Origin of the sequence: Maribacter zhoushanensis (assembly GCF_029350975.1) — a bacterium.
Taxonomy (GTDB): domain Bacteria; phylum Bacteroidota; class Bacteroidia; order Flavobacteriales; family Flavobacteriaceae; genus Maribacter; species Maribacter zhoushanensis.
In genome coordinates this window covers 418,593-435,958 of sequence record NZ_JARKMR010000003.1, presented here as the reverse complement: position 1 = coordinate 435,958, position 17,366 = coordinate 418,593, and the positions used below count along the sequence as shown (strand labels likewise).

General features: G+C 35.3%; 15 protein-coding genes and 1 tRNA gene. 7 read left to right on the top strand and 9 right to left on the bottom strand.

Annotation, left to right across the window (positions count from 1 at the left end):
- Position 1 precedes the first annotated feature (1 nt).
- Entirely contained in the window at positions 2–2,167 is a 2,166-nt protein-coding gene (locus tag PXD56_RS12275; protein ID WP_276493639.1) for a S9 family peptidase, read from the bottom strand.
- A 211-nt stretch (positions 2,168–2,378) separates the two neighbouring features.
- Here PXD56_RS12275 and PXD56_RS12270 point away from each other — a divergent pair, with 211 nt between their 5' ends.
- Together PXD56_RS12270 and PXD56_RS12265 are read left to right on the top strand one after the other, a co-directional pair.
- Positions 2,379–3,695 (top strand): hydroxymethylglutaryl-CoA reductase, degradative, encoded by a 1,317-nt coding sequence (locus PXD56_RS12270; RefSeq protein WP_276493638.1) that lies wholly within the window; start codon positions 2,379–2,381, stop codon positions 3,693–3,695.
- Positions 3,696–3,702: 7 nt separating this feature from the next.
- Positions 3,703–4,617 (top strand): GYDIA family GHMP kinase, encoded by a 915-nt coding sequence (locus tag PXD56_RS12265; protein ID WP_338088458.1) that lies wholly within the window; start codon positions 3,703–3,705, stop codon positions 4,615–4,617.
- A gap of 53 nt (positions 4,618–4,670) precedes the next feature.
- On the opposite strand, the gene PXD56_RS12260 is transcribed toward PXD56_RS12265, so the two are convergent.
- The 7 genes from PXD56_RS12260 to PXD56_RS12230 all read right to left on the bottom strand — a co-directional run bounded on the left by PXD56_RS12260 (position 4,671) and on the right by PXD56_RS12230 (position 12,429).
- Positions 4,671–6,788 carry a peptidylprolyl isomerase gene (locus tag PXD56_RS12260; protein ID WP_276493637.1) on the bottom strand — a complete coding sequence of 706 codons (2,118 nt, stop codon included), beginning with the start codon at positions 6,786–6,788 and terminating at the stop codon, positions 4,671–4,673.
- Positions 6,789–6,898: 110 nt separating this feature from the next.
- Positions 6,899–8,125: a hemolysin family protein gene (locus PXD56_RS12255; protein WP_420828450.1), complete on the bottom strand. Its 1,227-nt coding sequence runs from the start codon at positions 8,123–8,125 to the stop codon at positions 6,899–6,901.
- A gap of 59 nt (positions 8,126–8,184) precedes the next feature.
- A complete protein-coding gene (locus PXD56_RS12250; protein WP_276493635.1) occupies positions 8,185–8,391 on the bottom strand; it encodes a hypothetical protein in 207 nt (68 codons plus the stop codon).
- On the bottom strand, positions 8,384–8,995 hold the full coding sequence (gene lptC / locus PXD56_RS12245) for an LPS export ABC transporter periplasmic protein LptC (RefSeq protein ID WP_276493634.1): 612 nt from the start codon (positions 8,993–8,995) through the stop codon (positions 8,384–8,386). Before lptC ends, PXD56_RS12250 begins: the two co-directional genes overlap by 8 nt.
- Positions 8,996–9,000: 5 nt before the next feature.
- Positions 9,001–10,374, bottom strand: a complete 1,374-nt coding sequence (locus tag PXD56_RS12240) for a tetratricopeptide repeat protein (protein ID WP_276493633.1) — start codon at positions 10,372–10,374, stop codon at positions 9,001–9,003.
- 39 nt (positions 10,375–10,413) lie between these two features.
- A complete protein-coding gene (gene bamG / locus PXD56_RS12235) occupies positions 10,414–11,700 on the bottom strand; it encodes a BamG family beta-barrel-assembly machinery protein (protein WP_276493632.1) in 1,287 nt (428 codons plus the stop codon).
- Positions 11,701–12,429, bottom strand: coding sequence for a type III pantothenate kinase (locus PXD56_RS12230; protein ID WP_276493631.1), 729 nt, complete (start codon positions 12,427–12,429; stop codon positions 11,701–11,703).
- A gap of 101 nt (positions 12,430–12,530) precedes the next feature.
- Between PXD56_RS12230 and PXD56_RS12225 the strand changes: the two genes are divergently transcribed.
- Positions 12,531–12,603 (top strand) — tRNA-Phe (locus PXD56_RS12225).
- Between the two features lie 352 nt (positions 12,604–12,955).
- Here PXD56_RS12225 and PXD56_RS12220 read toward each other — a convergent pair.
- Positions 12,956–14,539, bottom strand: a complete 1,584-nt coding sequence (locus tag PXD56_RS12220; RefSeq protein WP_276493630.1) for a glycoside hydrolase family 32 protein — start codon at positions 14,537–14,539, stop codon at positions 12,956–12,958.
- A gap of 55 nt (positions 14,540–14,594) precedes the next feature.
- Here PXD56_RS12220 and PXD56_RS12215 point away from each other — a divergent pair, with 55 nt between their 5' ends.
- Genes PXD56_RS12215 through PXD56_RS12200 form a run of 4 tightly spaced genes read left to right on the top strand, consistent with a single transcriptional unit; the run spans position 14,595 to position 17,365 of the window.
- On the top strand, positions 14,595–15,101 hold the full coding sequence (locus PXD56_RS12215) for a rhodanese-like domain-containing protein (RefSeq protein WP_276493629.1): 507 nt from the start codon (positions 14,595–14,597) through the stop codon (positions 15,099–15,101).
- A 29-nt stretch (positions 15,102–15,130) separates the two neighbouring features.
- Positions 15,131–15,808 carry a TIGR04282 family arsenosugar biosynthesis glycosyltransferase gene (locus PXD56_RS12210; RefSeq protein WP_420828448.1) on the top strand — a complete coding sequence of 226 codons (678 nt, stop codon included), beginning with the start codon at positions 15,131–15,133 and terminating at the stop codon, positions 15,806–15,808.
- Positions 15,805–16,620 (top strand): purine-nucleoside phosphorylase, encoded by an 816-nt coding sequence (locus PXD56_RS12205; protein WP_276493628.1) that lies wholly within the window; start codon positions 15,805–15,807, stop codon positions 16,618–16,620. The genes PXD56_RS12210 and PXD56_RS12205 overlap by 4 nt, the downstream gene beginning before the upstream one ends.
- A 40-nt stretch (positions 16,621–16,660) precedes the next feature.
- Positions 16,661–17,365 (top strand): TIGR04283 family arsenosugar biosynthesis glycosyltransferase, encoded by a 705-nt coding sequence (locus PXD56_RS12200; protein WP_276493627.1) that lies wholly within the window; start codon positions 16,661–16,663, stop codon positions 17,363–17,365.
- Position 17,366: the final 1 nt, after the last annotated feature.

The window sequence follows — 17,366 nt, the reverse complement described above, 5'->3', positions numbered from 1 at the left end:
ATTAAAGTTTTTCTTTTATAAAATTGGTCATCTTATTGAATAGGTGAATTCTTGTATTTCCACCGTAAATTCCATGATTTTTATCTGGATAGATCCCCCAATCAAATTGTTTATCCGCCTGTATTAAAGCTTCGATCATACGCATTGAATTCTGCACATGTACGTTATCATCTCCCGTACCATGTATCAACAAATAATCACCTTCTAATAATTGCGGATAATTGAATGGCGAGTTGTCATCATAACCGCTTGGATTTTCTTGTGGAGTTTGCATATAACGTTCCGTATAGATCGTATCATAAAAAGCCCATGATGTTACCGGAGCAACCGCAATGGCCATTTCAAAAGTATCATTACCCTTTAAAATACAATTGGTAGACATAAAGCCACCATAGCTCCAACCCCAAATACCTGTTCTATCTGCATCTATATAAAGTAGCTCACTCAACTTTTTAGCAGCAGCTATTTGATCTTCCACCTCATATTTCCCTAGTTCTTTCTGAGTAACTTTCTTAAAATCTCTTCCTTTAAATCCGGTTCCACGACCATCTACACATGCAACAATATAGCCCTCTGCCACTAAACCTTGATGCCAGTAGTCATTAGCTCCCATCCAGCTATTGCTTACATTTTGAGATCCAGGACCACTATATTGATACATAAATAACGGATACTTTTTTGATGGGTCAAAATCTTTTGGCTTGATCATGTACATATTAAGATCATTACCATTAATTGATATTGTAGAGAATTCTTTAGAACTTACAGCATAGCTTTTTAAGCTTTCTAAAAGCTGATTATTATCCTTAATATCTTTTACTTTCTTTCCATTTATTGCTTGATGTAATGTATAAATTGGCGGAGTTTCAGCACTTGAAAATGTATTTATGAAATAAGTGAAATCAGTACTAAATTTAGCATTATTCGTTCCTTCTTTCGCAGCCAAAGCTTCTTTATCATCACCACCACTACTAATGTTATATACACCACGATTTATAGAACCATTCTCAGTAGATTGGTAATATATTTTGTCTTCGTTTTGATCGTAACCATAGTACTTGGTTACTTCCCAGTCTCCTTTTGTAATCTGGTTCATTAAACTGCCATCTTCACCATATAGGTAAATATGGTTATAACCATCTTTTTCACTTGTCCAGATAAAGCTATCGTCTTCTAAAAAAGTGAGGTTGTCGGTAATGTCAACATAGGCATCATCTTTCTCTTCCAATAAAACAGCAACCTTCCCGTTTTTGGCATTTACTGCATACATGGTCAAATGATCTTGGTGCCTGTTCAAAGTCTGAACACTCAGCATATCTTTATGGTTCATCCATTTAATGCGTGGAATGTAGTATGCCTTATTTGTATCTACAGCAGTAATTTCACCACTGGCAACATCTAAAAGATGTAACGTAACTATAGAGTTGTTCTCACCTGCCTTTGGATATTTAAATACGTGTGGTTGTTGATATAGTCCTGTACCGTAAACATCCATAGAAAACTCTGGTACATTTGTTTCGTCAAAACGCAAAAAGGCAATTTTAGAACCATCTGCGTTCCACTCAAAAGCACGAACAAAAGCAAACTCTTCTTCATACACCCAGTCAGTAACACCATTGATAATACTATTCTTTACACCGTCTTCGGTAACTTGTTTAGTTTCTCCGGAAGCAATGTTAAAAATGAAAATATTATTATTTTTTACATATGCTACTTTGCTACCATCTGGCGACAATAATGGTTCTTGAATCTTTTCATTACTTACCTGAACTACTTTTTTAGAAGCTATGTCATACACATAATAAACACCAAGTTTTGACCTCCTAAATATTGGCTCTATTTCAGTTGAAAGCAATACCTTTTTCTCATCCGAACTAAAGACATAAGATGAAAACGAAGGAATATCAGCTAAATCTGCAGATGAAACTACGGTACCTACTTTTTCTAATGTTTTGTAATCGTATTTGTCAACCGTGGAGGTTTGGCTGAATCTGTTGGTATTTAGAACGGTATATTGAGTGCCGTTCTTCATGGATCTGAGAGCATCCATACCTTCTGTTCTAAAAGCTCCTTGATAAATATCAGAAACTTGTATCTGTTTTTCCTGTGCCCAAGTAAATACGCTGAATGAAAGTAAAATCAACGCAATTAAGTGTGTTTTTCTCATTTATAAGTGAATTTTGTTAAATCTCTCAAGTTTACCACTATTTCCTCAAAAAAACACGCTTTAACATGAAAAAGAAAGTGGTTTTAACGCTTTAACCATCTAAAAAAGATTCTTGCCAATATGCGTATCTTTACTACCGTAACAAAGTGCGGTATTTTTCTGAATCGCCACTTGTACACAACATTGAATATTAGTAGAAAGTTATACCTAAATGACCAAACCGATAAGTGGTTTCTCGAAGCTTACGAAAGAAGAAAAAATAGACTGGGTTACAGAGAATTTTACACAAAACACAGCTCAATCAAAGAAAATCTTACAGACGTATTGGAACCAAGATAAAAGTGTTCAACAACTACATGACGAGTTTATAGAAAACACCATTACCAATCTATACGTACCACAGGGCATTGCTCCCAATTTTTTGATCAATGACACACTATATGCCATACCAATGGCAATTGAAGAAAGTTCTGTAATTGCCGCGGCAAGCAAAGCTGCTAAGTTCTGGTTAAATAGAGGCGGATTTAAAGCAGAGATACTTGGTACGGAAAAAGTAGGTCAAGTACATTTCATGTTTAAAGGTGACGCCAAAAAACTAAATCCTTTCTTCACATACCTAAAACCTATCTTAATTGCAGAAAGTGCTTCTTTAACCACTAGCATGGAAAAAAGAGGTGGTGGTATTACAGATATAGTTTTAAAAGATAAGACGGATGAGCTGGCTAATTATTTTCAATTGCACGCCACTTTTGAAACCAAAGATGCCATGGGCGCCAACTTCATCAACAGTTGTCTAGAGCAATTTGCTGCAACGTTGAAAAAAGAAGCCACCAAGTATGCTGATTTTTCCGCACAAGAGAAAGATGTAGAAATTGTAATGAGCATACTGTCTAACTATGTTCCTAACTGTACTGTTCGCGCAGAAATTAGCTGCCCCGTAGACGACTTAAATCTATCGGCAGAATTAACTCCACAACACACTGCAGAAAAAATAATACAGGCAATTAAAATTGCTCAAATTGAACCTTACCGCGCCGTTACACATAACAAAGGTATCATGAACGGCATTGATGCGGTCGTATTGGCTACAGGGAATGATTTTAGGGCCATTGAAGCCGGTGTACATGCCTATGCATGTAGAAACGGAAGATATAGCAGCCTCACCCATGCCGAAATTGAAAATGGCATTTTTAAATTTTGGATAGAACTCCCTTTGGCTTTAGGTACCGTTGGCGGACTTACAAATTTACACCCTCTTGTGAAGCTGAATTTAGAAATGCTACAGCGCCCATCTGCTAAAGAGCTAATGCAAATTGTTGCCGTTGCCGGATTAGCACAAAACTTTGCCGCAGTAAGCTCATTAGTTACTACAGGAATTCAAAAAGGACATATGAAAATGCACCTTTTAAATATCTTGAACCAACTTGGAGCCAATGAAAATGAAAAAGCAATTTTGGTGGAACATTTTAAAACCAACCCGGTTACTCATCACGGTGTGGAAATTCAATTAAGTACTATTAGAAAGTAATTTTTATATGATGACGAAGGATTTTTACAGTAACGGAAAATTATTACTCACTGGAGAATATGCCATTCTTGACGGAGCTAAGGGATTAGCTTTACCAACAAAATTTGGGCAGTCATTAAAACTTAGAAATAAGAATACCGAAACTATACATTGGTTTGGCATTGACGAAAATGATGATACTTGGTTTTATGCCGAATTTTCTAAGGTCGATTTTAAAACTGTAACAACCACCGATGAAGCTACATCTGATCGGTTAAAGCAAATTTTGACCGAAACCAAACGACTAAACCCAGACTTCTTATCTACAATATCAGAGAACAGTATTATAGAGACTAAAGTTACTTTCCCTATGAATTGGGGATTGGGCACTTCTTCTACATTAATAGCCAATATGGCAAAGTGGGCAGGCGTAAACCCATATCTATTATTAGAAGCTACATTTGGTGGTAGCGGATATGACATTGCATGCGCTACGCACAACTCTACAATTACCTATCAAAGAAACAACTATGAGCCAATAGTTGATGAAGTTAATTTTAATCCGTCTTTTAAAGATGAGCTGTTCTTTGTTTATCTGAACCAAAAGAAGAATAGTAGAGATGCCATTAGCAACTACAGAAGTTTATATGTAAATAAAGAGGAACTGATAACCAAGATTGACGTTATCACTGAAAATATACAGAAGTGTACTACCATAGCTGAATTCGAAAACTTATTGAACGAACACGAGGCTATTTTATCGGAAACACTTCAAATTTCTACCATCAAAGAATCTCTTTTTCCTGACTATCCTAGAACTATTAAAAGCTTGGGAGCTTGGGGCGGAGATTTTATACTAGCTACAGGAACGGAAGAAAACATGTTATACTTCAAGAATAAAGGATACGAAACAATACTCCCTTATTCAAAAATGATATTATAAAAAAAGAGCATCCAAAATGGATGCTCTTTTTTATATAAATATTAAAGAAACTACTAGTAAAATGTAGCTCTTTTATCTTCAATTTCAGAACCGTCTTTCAACGCATTATAAACTTCAGTATTAACACGACTAGCTGCTCCAGTTTTCAAAGCATTAGCATATACACTGTAGTTATCTAATTTAGGAGCTTCTGTTTTCTTCACGATTTCAATTTTAAAAACACCAGTGTTTCCTTGAATCAACCCTGAAGTTGCACCAGCAGACATACCGTAAGCAGTACCTACTACTACAGGCTCGCTACCTGCACCAGGTATTGTCGGTGATTTTACAGTAAGTGCAGAAGCATTAGAAATACTTACACTGTTATCAGCAGCAATAGCACTCATATCTTTACCCTTGTTAGCGGCGATAATCTGTGCAGCTTTACGCTCTTTTCTTATTATAGGCAATACAAGTATAGAAGCATCTTCAGCACTCATTACACCTTCAGCATAGCTACCCGTTAACTGAACAACAGCGTAACCATTGTTGATGTTAAATCTTTTTACATCACCAACTTCAGTATCAGCATTGAATGCCCACTGAACTATATTTCTCTGATTTGTTAATCCTGGAAGGTTTTCGTCTAAAGCCTTTATCTTATTTACAGGACGAACAACGTATTCTTCTTTCTTAGCCAATGTTGAAAATGCACTTTCATCTTCTGTAGTTTCCATTTCAAACTTGGTAGCACTTGTAAACAATGTATTGATTGTTTCTTCTGAAGGAACAATTTCTCTAGATACAGTTGCTATTTGAACTACATCTTCTTTATCATCAATTTTTATTACGTGAAAACCGAAATCAGTTTCAACCAAACCGATTGCACCTTCATTGTTATTAAATGCAAAATCATTGAATTTAGGCACCATAACTCCTCTTTGGAAATATCCTAAATCTCCACCGTTTGGTGCAGATGGTCCGTCTGAGTTATCTCTTGCCAACTCAGCAAATACAACACCAGATTTTCTTGCTTCTCTCAATAACTCTTTTGCCTTAGCTTCCGCCTCTTCTTTTGTTCTAGTTACAGCAGGGTTTGCTCTTGTTGCACCAGTGTAAGCCAACAAAATATGACTAGCTTTAACAGAACCATTTGGTTTTCTAGCGATCATTTTAGAAAGCTTGTACGAATCACCATCTTTGTAAGGACCGTAAATCTGACCAACATTTAAACTCATAAGCGTATCTGCAACACTAGAAGGTAAATTTTTCTTAGCCTTGTAGATAGTATCGAATTTAGTATCAGAATATCTATCTAAAAATGCAGCAACATCTGTTGTATTTCTAAACCCTCTAATAGTATCATTACGATCTGTTTGAGAATTGTACTCGATAGTATCATCTAAAAGTTTAGTGATTTCATCTTTAATTGCTTTTTGATCCGCCTCAGATGGCTTCTCTTGAAAGTAAACGTACTGTAAATCTCTAGCAGGATCTTGCTTATATTCTTCTTTATGCTTATTTACATAATCAGCAATTTCACTCTTAGTAACGTTAATGGTACTATCCGGAATAGAAGTATAAGGTACTCTTACATACTTAATATCCATTTTTTCATTAGCTAATTTATAATCTAGCTCACCTTCTTTCAATGTAGCACCAACTCCCGCTTTCACCATATTGAAATATGTTTGCTCTTTTGCCAATTGAATGATTTCCTCTTCCGTCTGCAACCAAGCATCATATTGTGCAGGGTTGTTCACTTTCCAATCTGCAACAGTTTGTTTGAACATGTTTGCATCAAACTGACCATTTTGATCTTGAAACTGAGGATTCTGTGCATAACCGGTAGTTCTTAGAAAATCTACAATCTGATCTTGCTCTATACCAATACCTAAATCCTCAAACTGCTCACCTAAGATTGTCTTTCTAACCTTGTTCTCCCAAACTTGGTTTACAACTTGCATTGAAGATGTAGTTGGACCAACTCTGTTAGAAGCTACTTCAACCTCTTGTCTGAATTCATCAATAGAAATATCTTCTCCATTAATTTCGGCTACTGACGAGCCTACTTTTTCTCCTCCAAAATTGCTACTGGTAAAAACCCCAGAAATAACAAATGCAAAAAGCGCCAAACCTATAATCAAGATCAACACTGTTGTACGTTTCCTAATATTTTCTAATACTGCCATTCTAATTAACGTTTAAAATAATCGTTTGTGGTTATTGGGAGGCAAAACTACCATTTTTAATTGAAATAATAAAAACTAAAAAGCCACCTAATTTATTGATTAATGCGCTGTTATTCCTCTTCTAAAACTTCAATAGAAATTAAATCTATTTTAGTGTTAGAAACTTCTAGCACGGTAAACTTATAAGATGCTATGGTAAGCTCTACTTCTTTATCTGGAATTTCCCCTAAGGTATGTACCAAAAGACCGCCTAAGGTCTCGTATTCATCTGATACCGGTAAATTTAATTTGTGATTTTCATTGATATCATCAACCTCTAACCTTGCAGAGAACAGAAAGTGGCGCTCATCAACAACCTCTTCCCTTAAATCTGTAGTGTCATGCTCATCTTCTATCTCCCCAAAAAGCTCTTCTACAATATCTTCAACAGTTACAAGACCTGATGTACCGCCATATTCATCTAATACCACCGCAATACTTTTTCGCTTTTTAATTAAAACGTTCAATATATCTTGAATAAGCATTGTTTCTGGCACAAACTCAACAGGCAATAAAATACTTTTAATTGTCTTTGGCTTTTTAAACAGCTCGTAAGAATGCACGTACCCTATTACATTATCTACCGTATCATTATAAATCAATATTTTAGAATAACCGGTCTCTGTAAATAGTTTTGCCAAGTTCTTAGGCGTTTCATGCATTTCTACGGCTACAATCTCCGTTCTAGGCACCATAACCTCACGCGCTTTTACAGCGGCAAATTCCAATGCATTCTGAAAAATTTGAATCTCGGTATCTACTTCATCTTCCTCTTCCACCGTTTCCATCTGTTCTGTAATATAATCTCCCAATTCTAATTTACTGAACGCCAATTGAACTTCATCTCCAGATGTTCCAAAAACATATTTCAATATAAAATCAGAAATCCAAATTATAAAGTCTGATATAAACGAGAATAAAATGTAGAATAAAAATGCCGGAATGGCCAATAACTTTAATAGGTTATTGGCGTAAATTTGAAACAGCACTTTGGGCAAAAACTCTGCCGTTATCAAAATAACAAAAGTAGAAATCAACGTCTGGGTCAACAGACTAAAATCTGTAATCAATAACTTTAGGAACGCGTTATCTGGTGCAATACCCGTAAACCAATTCATAAGCACATCGCCCATGAAAAGACCGTAGATAACCAAGGCTATATTGTTACCAATAAGCATGGTGGCAATAAATTTAGATGGTTTTTTGGTTAGCCTGGTCAATACCATAGCCAAAAATCCTTCTTGTTTTTTCTCTATTTCAATGTGGATTTTGTTCGCAGAGATAAAGGCAATTTCCATTCCTGAGAAAAATGCTGAAAAAATCAAGGAAAGTATAATGATAATACCGGCTGTACCCACTATTTGTTTTGATTATCCCGTTTACGTTGTTCGAATTTTTTTCTGTAGTTTCTTCTAAACAAGAACATACCAATAGAAACTATGGCAAAAAATATAAAAAAGTAAGCCGTAGTTCTATCCGTATTCCAATCTGTAAAAATTCTGAAAATTGAAAATCCAGCTACTATTACATATAAGTATTCTGTATACCTTAAAATATTAATCATTCTCTTGTTCTTTATCTTCTTTAATCAACATAAGTCCGTAAGTTTTATGAGCATTTAAAAACTTAAGGTCTTTTTGAATATCCATTCCTTCACCATCCATTACCGTTCCATCATCCGGATTGGTAAATGTAAATTTTTCTTGTGTAAACGCCCACTCGTTACCACGATCGTAATACAGTTGAGATGTTGACAATTTCTTACCATCATCACTTTTTATCAACACATTACCACGCAAATCTACGATAGAAGTCTTAGAATACAGCACGCCGTAATCTGCCTCTATAATTGTTTTTTCATTTTTCTCGTTGAAAATCTCCACTAACAGACCATCAGGGAAGGTTTGATACGGAAAAGACAATTGTTCAAAATCATTTCTAATTGGTCCAGAAAGTATCGCCAGAACCTTTGATGAACCCTCATCTTCAGACCCTAATTTTTCAGGAGATTCGGTATAAGTAGCTACGAAGTTTTCTGCCACACTTCTAGGATAAACCTTTTTTGGCGCTTCTTCACCTACCCTCTTGTAATCATCTTTACAAGATAAAAAAAGCATTGCCATGGTACATACCACGGCAATGCCTTTAAAATTTTTAATCTGTATCATTTTTTCTATAAAGAAGGTACTTTCACGCTACCACCAACCCAACAGTTGAAAGTAACAGTTTTACCAGCCATACCTGAACTAAAGATCATTTCTTTAGAAGGTGCTTTTGAGCTATAGCTGTTTGCAGCTTGACTTGAAGAACCACTTAAAGATGGATCAACTCTACCCGCTTTTCTTGCCATATCTGCAGCTTTCCAGTAGATAGCTCTCTTTTCGAAAGCAGATGTACCACAACTGTTTGCACTTGTTGCATATAAGTTAGCGATCAATAAATAAGCACGACCGTTACTTGGGTTTGCATCAATTGCTTTCTGAGCGTATTTACGTGCCGTAGACTTGCTACCTTTTCTCTTATTAATTACAGCTACTTTGTAAGCAATCTTAGATTTCTTATCATTATCAGTTTCTAAAGACAATGCCTTATCAAAATCAGCAAGTGCACCTGAGCTATCTCCATTCTTCATTTTCAAAGTTCCACCATATACATAAGCATCAGCAGATGGATCTAAAGCTAATTGTGCTTCAAATAATTTTTGGAACAACGGATCATCTGTACATTCTTTGTTGAACATAAGACCTACCGCTCTTTTTACCCAAACAACATCACCTTTTTTCTCCTCAAAACTCTTTTGGTAAAGAGGAATAAGGTTACTACAATCTGCTAAAGGACCTAATTTAGAATCTATACTACCGGCAATCTTACCATAAGCACCAGAATAAGAGTTGTAAGCTTTTAAACGAGACTTTTCTTTTGAAGTCAAAGTACCTGCTTCTTCCTTAGGTAATAACTTTGCTATTTTACCAGTAATTTTTTCGTTTTCAACTTCTATTTTTTCAGTAACCGCATCATATACATCAAAAACTTCTTGCAAATCTTTTCTACCTGCTTTATGCTCATCAACCAAACTAGAGAAATAGATATATAAAGCTTTAGGGTTTGTAAAGTTCTCTTTATCTTTTGCAAAAGCATCACTTAACATGCTGTACATTTTAGCATCGTCCGCCATTTTATTATCATACATAACCAAAGCCTTATCAACTTCAGTTTCACCTGGGCTAGTCTTAGATGAAAAATGCTTTAACTTATTATCATAAAGACCCATAAGGTCATTAGCAAATTGTTCTTTATCAGCACCTGTTGCCTTTTTCATCTTATCTTTAAGTATACGTTCACCATATACATAGATAGCATTATTTAATTGTGGACAAGTTTCATAAACCATTTTCCATGGCTCATAGGCCGCGTCATAATTTTTAACTTTTGAATGCTCAGAAAAAATGGACAAGTTAGTCATACATTCAGGGTTTTGCGCCTGCGCATTGCTCACTCCCATCATCCCTAGGAACATTATTGCCGTGAAGTAAAGTTTCGATTTCATGTTTTCTCTTTTTAAAATGGTTAATGTACTAAATTTTTATTAATTGATTTTTCTTTTCTGGAACCAACGATCGTTCAATGATAAACCTACATTAAATTTAAAATAGCTCTCTTCTATCAAATTAGCTCTTGTTGTTCCTCTTCTACCAAATTCAAAACCTAAGTTAAGATTCGAGAAACTTCGTCCCAGTGGTAAGCCTAATCCAAAAGTTATGCCAAAGTTATTTATATCAACATCGTTCACTAACATACCGGTCTTATCTAAACGCAATCCAGCGCGGTAAGTTACTCGTTTAAAATAACTTGAAAATGAACCATGTTCAGGTGTAATAAAACCACCAAAAGCAAATGAACTTGCATCTTCATATGCTATACTATCAGCACCTAAGAATGCATTCTCAAAAGAACTCATCTCTTGAAAACTATATTCTGCACCTATAAACCATTTATAATCTTCACCGTAACCAATACCCAATGTCGTAGCTGTAGGTATTTTTAATTCTGTGTTTTTTAAATTCTGTGCATCTAAGTTTACCTCAAGCTCTTCTATTGTACCTCCAGTTGACACAGAAAAAGAACCTAACTGCCTGTCATTTTTAGACACTAAATTACCTTGGGTATTTACACGTATGGAAGTATGAAGTCTATTTCTACCCTTAATTATAGGAGAATAATTTAAGGCATAATTAAAATCGAACCCATTTACCCTTGAACTTCTTCTATCAAAAGTACCAAACTGCACATCGTCTATTTGTTGTAATCGTTCACTTTCTAATGTACCAAAATTGAAATTTACAGTAGCACCTATGCTTAAATCCTTTACTACTTCATATCCTACGGAATAAAAAACTTTCGTCAATCCGCCTTCACCAGAATATACATTAACCAAAGAATTACCGGAAACGGTTCTTTCATCGACCAAATTATAACCAACAGATGAATAGGGCATAATACCAAAACCCATACCCAAACCTTTACCAACACTAAAACCTAATGCCAAGTAATCTAAACTGGTTATTGAGCTTTGCTCTTCTTCAGTAAAACTTTTAAGTGTGTATTGTTTGTTGGAGACACCCGCAGTATATGTAACCAAACCTTCACGGTCCATTACCTCTAGACCTAACTTACCAAAAGCGGCCGGGTTTTTTAGATTGATATGAACACTATCGGCATAGACGCCAATACCTCCCATCATTTGATTTTCTACCGTACTTTCATTCCTTAAATCACCTATTCCAAAAAAAGAATAAGGAGAAACAGTACCATCTTGAGCGTACATACCAACAGTGGTAATGTATACAATTGCAATTACAATTTTTCTGATCATTTAGTGCTTGTTGTATTCCAGCAAATAATTAAGCCCTTTCAGGAGAAATTTGGAATCCGCAAATATGGTATTTTTTAATCGTTTAGACAAAAATAGTGTGTCTCCACCGGTTAAAATAACTGTTAAATTTTCAAATCTAGCTTTGTAAAGATCAATGACACCGTCTATTTCAAGCGTTATTCCATTTACAACCCCACTGTGAAGACAGTTCTCAGTTGTATTACCAATATAGTCTAACAACTCTTTTTTCTCGAGCAACGGCAACTTTGCCGTCTGTTCATGCATGGCCTTATAGCGCATTTGCACTCCCGGTGATATAGCTCCGCCCAAGTATTCGTCAAAATCATTCAACATATCATAAGTAACACAACTACCTGCATCAATTATTAAATTATTTTGATGCGGATTAAAATAATATGCCGCCGTTGTCAAAGCTAAACGATCAACACCTAAGGTCTGTGGTGATGCATATGAGTTCTTAAATGGCACTTTTGAGGTGTTTGAAAGCTCATGCAAGTCACAAAAAACAGCTACAACCTTCATTTGTTCCTTTGAAAGTGACCCAACACTAGAAACTATTGAAAATTCTATTTTCGGAAATTCTTTGAAGATTTTTTTTACTGCCTCTACAAACAAATCGACAACAACAGTCTCTAAATGAATTATTTCCGACTTTTTAAAGATCGCTAACTTAACGTTTGTATTACCCGCATCAATTATTAAATTCATGTTGCAAAGATTAAAAATTAAAAAAACATTTTTCTTTTTTTACGATTTAGTTTGGAAATCATAAAATTGAAATTATATTTGCACCCGCTTACAGCAAGCATGGTGCCTTAGCTCAGTTGGTAGAGCAATGGACTGAAAATCCATGTGTCCCTGGTTCGATTCCTGGAGGCACCACAATAAATCCTTACTTAACGGTAAGGATTTTTTTGTTTTACATACCTACCTAATGCATTACAAAAATACATAGGACCTGCTAAGAAGCATATCTACAACTCACTAATTCTACAATAAATTTAAATTGAATTTTGACCCACTAAAGTCAAAAACAGCCTAGGACGCCACTTGAATCAATATAGTTATCGAAATATTGACGAAATTTTTTACTCTTCTAATAACACGAGGGCATGTTTAAAAAAGCTCTTTTTTTTTACAAAACAACTAATATTACAGCATTGTACAAGTTACATATGGTTATATCCATAAGACTGAGAGCCCACATTAAAAAGAACCTATTGAAAAAATGATCTTAATCCCAAACACGCTCTACTTTATGCTCGGTAAAATCTTCTATCTTTAATTTCTCTTCTGAATTATTTACTATGGTCAATGCCCTAAAAAACTCATTAGGAAAAATCTGATTTGTCATTACATACTGCCCGCCGTTTATAAATAGCTCTAAAGACGAGTGATCCAAAAGCATAACTATCTCAATAGGACCCTCAGGAATATTCGGAATTTTCATTTGCTGAACACCCGGAGTAAATTTCTCGCTAAAATCTACCTTACCTGATTTTCTTCGGTCCAAGGTCACTATCTTTTTATCTCTATCAATATCTATGCTTAAGCTATCGCCATTTTTGTTTCTAAAATACATTTGAGCGTTTGGTACGGACAAAGTGAATTTTGTTTTACTTTGATTACCATATTTCAATGGCAAAATTCTCTTTCTAGTAGGCAGAATCTCTATTACACTTTCTGGGTAGGCAAGAGCAACATGTTTCTCAAAACTTTCTAAAGGATAATTAAACAACGTTACTTCATCACCTAGTTTACGCAAGGTCAACAATCTTGGCACCGTCATGGCACTACGCCATTTTTCTGTCGGCGTATCTCTTGCATAGTCCCAATTACTCATCCAGCCTATGAATACACGCTCGTCATTTGGAGCATCGTTATAGGTTACACCTGCATAATTATCTCTTCCTAAATCTACCCATTTGTGTTCTACCTGATTGGTAGTGAATGTTGTACCGTCAAAATCTCCTATAAAATATTGTGTACCACTACCTCCATTTGGCGCACCTGGGTTTATACTTATCAAAAGCACCCATTTTATCTCATCTGTACCCTCAATTTGTAGCGGAAACAGGTCTGGACATTCCCACACGCCACCATGTGCTCCTTGGTCCTTACCAAACTCACTAACCTTTTTCCATTCCTTTAAATTAGGCGAATTCCATATTTGTAAATGGTCTCCTGCTACCAAAAGCATAGTCCAAACCTCAGCTTTGTCATTCCAAAAAACTTTTGGATCTCGAAAATCTTTAATTCCCGTATTGTCAATAACTGGGTTTCCTTCATATTTGGTCCAACTATCACCATTATCTAAGCTATAGGCAATACCCTGTGTTTGAAAGTCTTTTGTACCAGCTTGCTCACCCGCCATATCATGGTAGGTAAAAATTGCCACCATTGCAGTTTTGTCTTCCGTACCAAATCCTGAAGTGTTATTGTGGTCCATTACGGCACTACCTGAAAATATTAGACCATGCTCATCAGGAAAAAGTGCAATTGGCTTATGTTTCCATTCCATCATATCTTCACTTACCGCATGCCCCCAATGCATAGGTCCCCAAACAGTACTATCTGGATAGTATTGATAAAATAAATGATATACACCATCATTATAAACAAGTCCGTTTGGATCGTTCATCCATTTTTCTTCCGGTGTGAAATGATATTGGGATCTGTAAGGCTCAACATAATATCCTGTTGGTTCTAAATCTTCTTGAACAACATCTTGTTTTACTTCTTGTTTACAATTAAAAATTGAAACAACAGTTAATAAAACTAATACTTTTAAGCCTTTATTTTGTAAAGTTTTAACCATAAATTCACTTTTATACAGATACTTCTTCATTAGTAATTATAGTACCTTTGTAGCAATGAAAATACTAATTTCTAAATTAATTTTGTGTTCTTTAGTCTTATTATCTTTTCCTAAAGACAGCTTTGGACAAGACAAAATCACCAAGGCTTTGAGCACTTGGAACCAAGGCACTATACCTTATGCGTATTTTGGAAATTTACCAGAAACAGATTCTATTGCCTTTTTAGATACTAGAGAAAAAGAAGAATTCGAAGTCAGTCATCTTAAAAATGCTGTTTGGGTAGGTTATAAAAAATTCAACGAGAAAAAGGTATTAGAAACTATACCTAATAAATCGCAACCTATAATCGTTTATTGCTCTATTGGGGTACGATCAGAAGATATTGGCGAACAGTTAAAAGAATTAGGATACACCAAAGTATTAAACTTGTACGGCGGTATTTTTGATTGGAAAAATAAAGGAGGTCAAGTTTTTAACGACAAAGAAGTTGTTACTGACAGCGTTCACGCTTTTAGCAAACATTGGGGTAAACTTTTACAGGAAGGAATTAAAGTATACTAACTAGGAGTTAGAAAAATCAAGAAATTACATTGGGAATATTACTGAACAATAAGACTGAAAAAGACGAGAAAATTATTGATTTCACCCTCGCAAATTCAAATAACCTTTTGCTGATTTTTACTAGAAACCCAGAATTGGGCAAAGGTAAAAGACGCTTAGCGGCTACCGTTGGTGATCAAGCGGCTTATGATATTTATAAATTTTTATTAGACCACACCGTGTCTATCACCAAAAATCTATATGCTGAAAAACAAGTGTATTATTCTGAAGAAATTTGGGAAAACGATATTTGGGACAACCACAAATTTGATAAAAAAATACAAGTAGGTGAGGACTTAGGTATTCGTATGGCAAATGCCTTTCAAGAAGGCTTTCAAAACGAATACCAAAAGATCATTATCATTGGTAGCGATATGCTAGACCTATCTCAAGAAGATTTAGAAAATGCTTTTAAATCTTTAGAGAAAAATGATTTTGTCGTAGGACCTGCTGAAGATGGCGGATACTATTTACTTGGTATGAAAAAATTTATGCCCGAGCTTTTTAAAAATAAAACCTGGGGTACAGAAACCGTTTTAAAAGATACTTTAGCTGACCTTAAAAATGAGACTACCGCTCTTTTAGAAACAAAAAACGATGTAGATTATTACGAGGACATAAAGGATGTTGACGCCTTTAAACCCTTTTTAAAACATATAAACTTATGATGAAAGATGAACTTTTAGAATCTGTAAACTACCTTAAAAACAAAGGTTTTGACAATCCAGAAATAGGTATTGTTCTAGGTACAGGATTAGGTAAACTAGTAGACAGTGTAGAAGACCCTATTGACGCACACTACAACCACATTCCATTTTTTCCTTTGGCAACCGTAGAATTTCATACCGGCAAATTAGTTTACGGAACCATATCCGGAAAAAAAGTAGTTGTTATGCAAGGTCGTTTTCACCTTTATGAAGGTTATGACTTTTTAGACATTACCTACCCTATTCGTGTAATGCACATGTTAGGTATTTCAAAACTGTTTATCTCTAATGCAGCTGGTGCAGTAAATCTTGATTACAAAAAAGGTGATATGATGTTGATTGAGGATCATATTAACCTGCAAGGTGGTTCTCCCCTAGCATTTAAAGGAGTTAGTGAATTCGGCGAACGTTTTGCAGACATGTCAGAACCTTATGATGTAGATATGCGTAACAAATTGACCGCTATTGCCAAAGAACATAATATATCATTAAAAAGCGGTGTGTACGCTTCTGTTGTAGGTCCCCAACTAGAAACTAGGGCAGAGTACAGAATGATCAAATTAATTGGGGCAGATGCCGTTGGTATGAGTACCGTACCTGAAGTTATTGTTGCAAATCATTTATCTCTACCCATTGTTGCGGTTTCCGTTTTGACGGACGAGTGCGACCCAGACAATCTAAAACCCGTTGATATCAGCGAAATTATTTCTATTGCCGAAAAGACAGAACCTAAAATGGTGAAGTTATTTCAAGAATTAATTAAGCAATTGTAAGGATTTCTGGTATTCTACTACATAAAAACAAACATAGTTTATGAGTACTCACCAGCCAACCATAAGTATTATCATTCCGGTATTGAATGAAGAAAAGTACATTAAAGATGTACTTTTTGCCATCTCTACCAATGCGGGTAGCAACCGTATAAAAGAAATACTTGTGGTTGATGGTGGTAGTACCGACCGCACCGTTGCTAATGCTCAAAAACATGGAGCAACGGTTATTAACAGCAATAAGGGGCGTGCAAAACAAATGAATCTTGGTGCGGCACAAGCTACTGGAGATGTTCTTTATTTTTTACATGTAGATTCTTTACCTCCAAAAGATTTTGATAGCGATATTTTAAATGAAATTGACCGAGGTTTTGAGGTAGGTTGTTTTCAAATGCGCTTTAACAGCAATAGTCTTTTTTTACAATTCTTTAGCTGGTGCACAAAAATTAACCATCAAATTTGTCGTGGCGGAGATCAATCATTATTTATAACCAGCAAACTATTTCACGAACTCAATGGCTTCAATGAAAATTATGTTATTTATGAAGACAATGAATTTATTAGAAGAGTTTACAAGCTAAAACCTTTTAAAATTATTTCTTCCGCTATCACTACCTCTGCACGAAGGTACGAAGAACGAGGCACGGTTAGATTACAGTATCATTTTGGCATGATTCACTTAAAACACCATTTGGGTGCTAAACCAAAAGAGCTTTATCAATATTATTTAAAACATATAGCTGCCTAAC

Excerpts from the sequence above, each read along its gene's own strand:
- PXD56_RS12255 (WP_420828450.1), bottom strand. The coding sequence starts at position 8,125 with ATGGAAATTGCCTTTATCTCTGCGAACAAAATCCACATTGAAATAGAG.
- PXD56_RS12200 (WP_276493627.1), top strand. The coding sequence starts at position 16,661 with ATGAGTACTCACCAGCCAACCATAAGTATTATCATTCCGGTATTGAAT.
- bamG (WP_276493632.1), bottom strand. The coding sequence starts at position 11,700 with ATGATCAGAAAAATTGTAATTGCAATTGTATACATTACCACTGTTGGT.
- lptC (WP_276493634.1), bottom strand. The coding sequence starts at position 8,995 with ATGATACAGATTAAAAATTTTAAAGGCATTGCCGTGGTATGTACCATG.
- PXD56_RS12265 (WP_338088458.1), top strand. The coding sequence starts at position 3,703 with ATGATGACGAAGGATTTTTACAGTAACGGAAAATTATTACTCACTGGA.
- PXD56_RS12260 (WP_276493637.1), bottom strand. The coding sequence starts at position 6,788 with ATGGCAGTATTAGAAAATATTAGGAAACGTACAACAGTGTTGATCTTG.
- PXD56_RS12275 (WP_276493639.1), bottom strand. The coding sequence starts at position 2,167 with ATGAGAAAAACACACTTAATTGCGTTGATTTTACTTTCATTCAGCGTA.
- PXD56_RS12205 (WP_276493628.1), top strand. The coding sequence starts at position 15,805 with ATGATGAAAGATGAACTTTTAGAATCTGTAAACTACCTTAAAAACAAA.
- PXD56_RS12240 (WP_276493633.1), bottom strand. The coding sequence starts at position 10,374 with ATGAAATCGAAACTTTACTTCACGGCAATAATGTTCCTAGGGATGATG.
- PXD56_RS12220 (WP_276493630.1), bottom strand. The coding sequence starts at position 14,539 with ATGGTTAAAACTTTACAAAATAAAGGCTTAAAAGTATTAGTTTTATTA.
- PXD56_RS12270 (WP_276493638.1), top strand. The coding sequence starts at position 2,379 with ATGACCAAACCGATAAGTGGTTTCTCGAAGCTTACGAAAGAAGAAAAA.
- PXD56_RS12230 (WP_276493631.1), bottom strand. The coding sequence starts at position 12,429 with ATGAATTTAATAATTGATGCGGGTAATACAAACGTTAAGTTAGCGATC.
- PXD56_RS12250 (WP_276493635.1), bottom strand. The coding sequence starts at position 8,391 with ATGATTAATATTTTAAGGTATACAGAATACTTATATGTAATAGTAGCT.
- PXD56_RS12215 (WP_276493629.1), top strand. The coding sequence starts at position 14,595 with ATGAAAATACTAATTTCTAAATTAATTTTGTGTTCTTTAGTCTTATTA.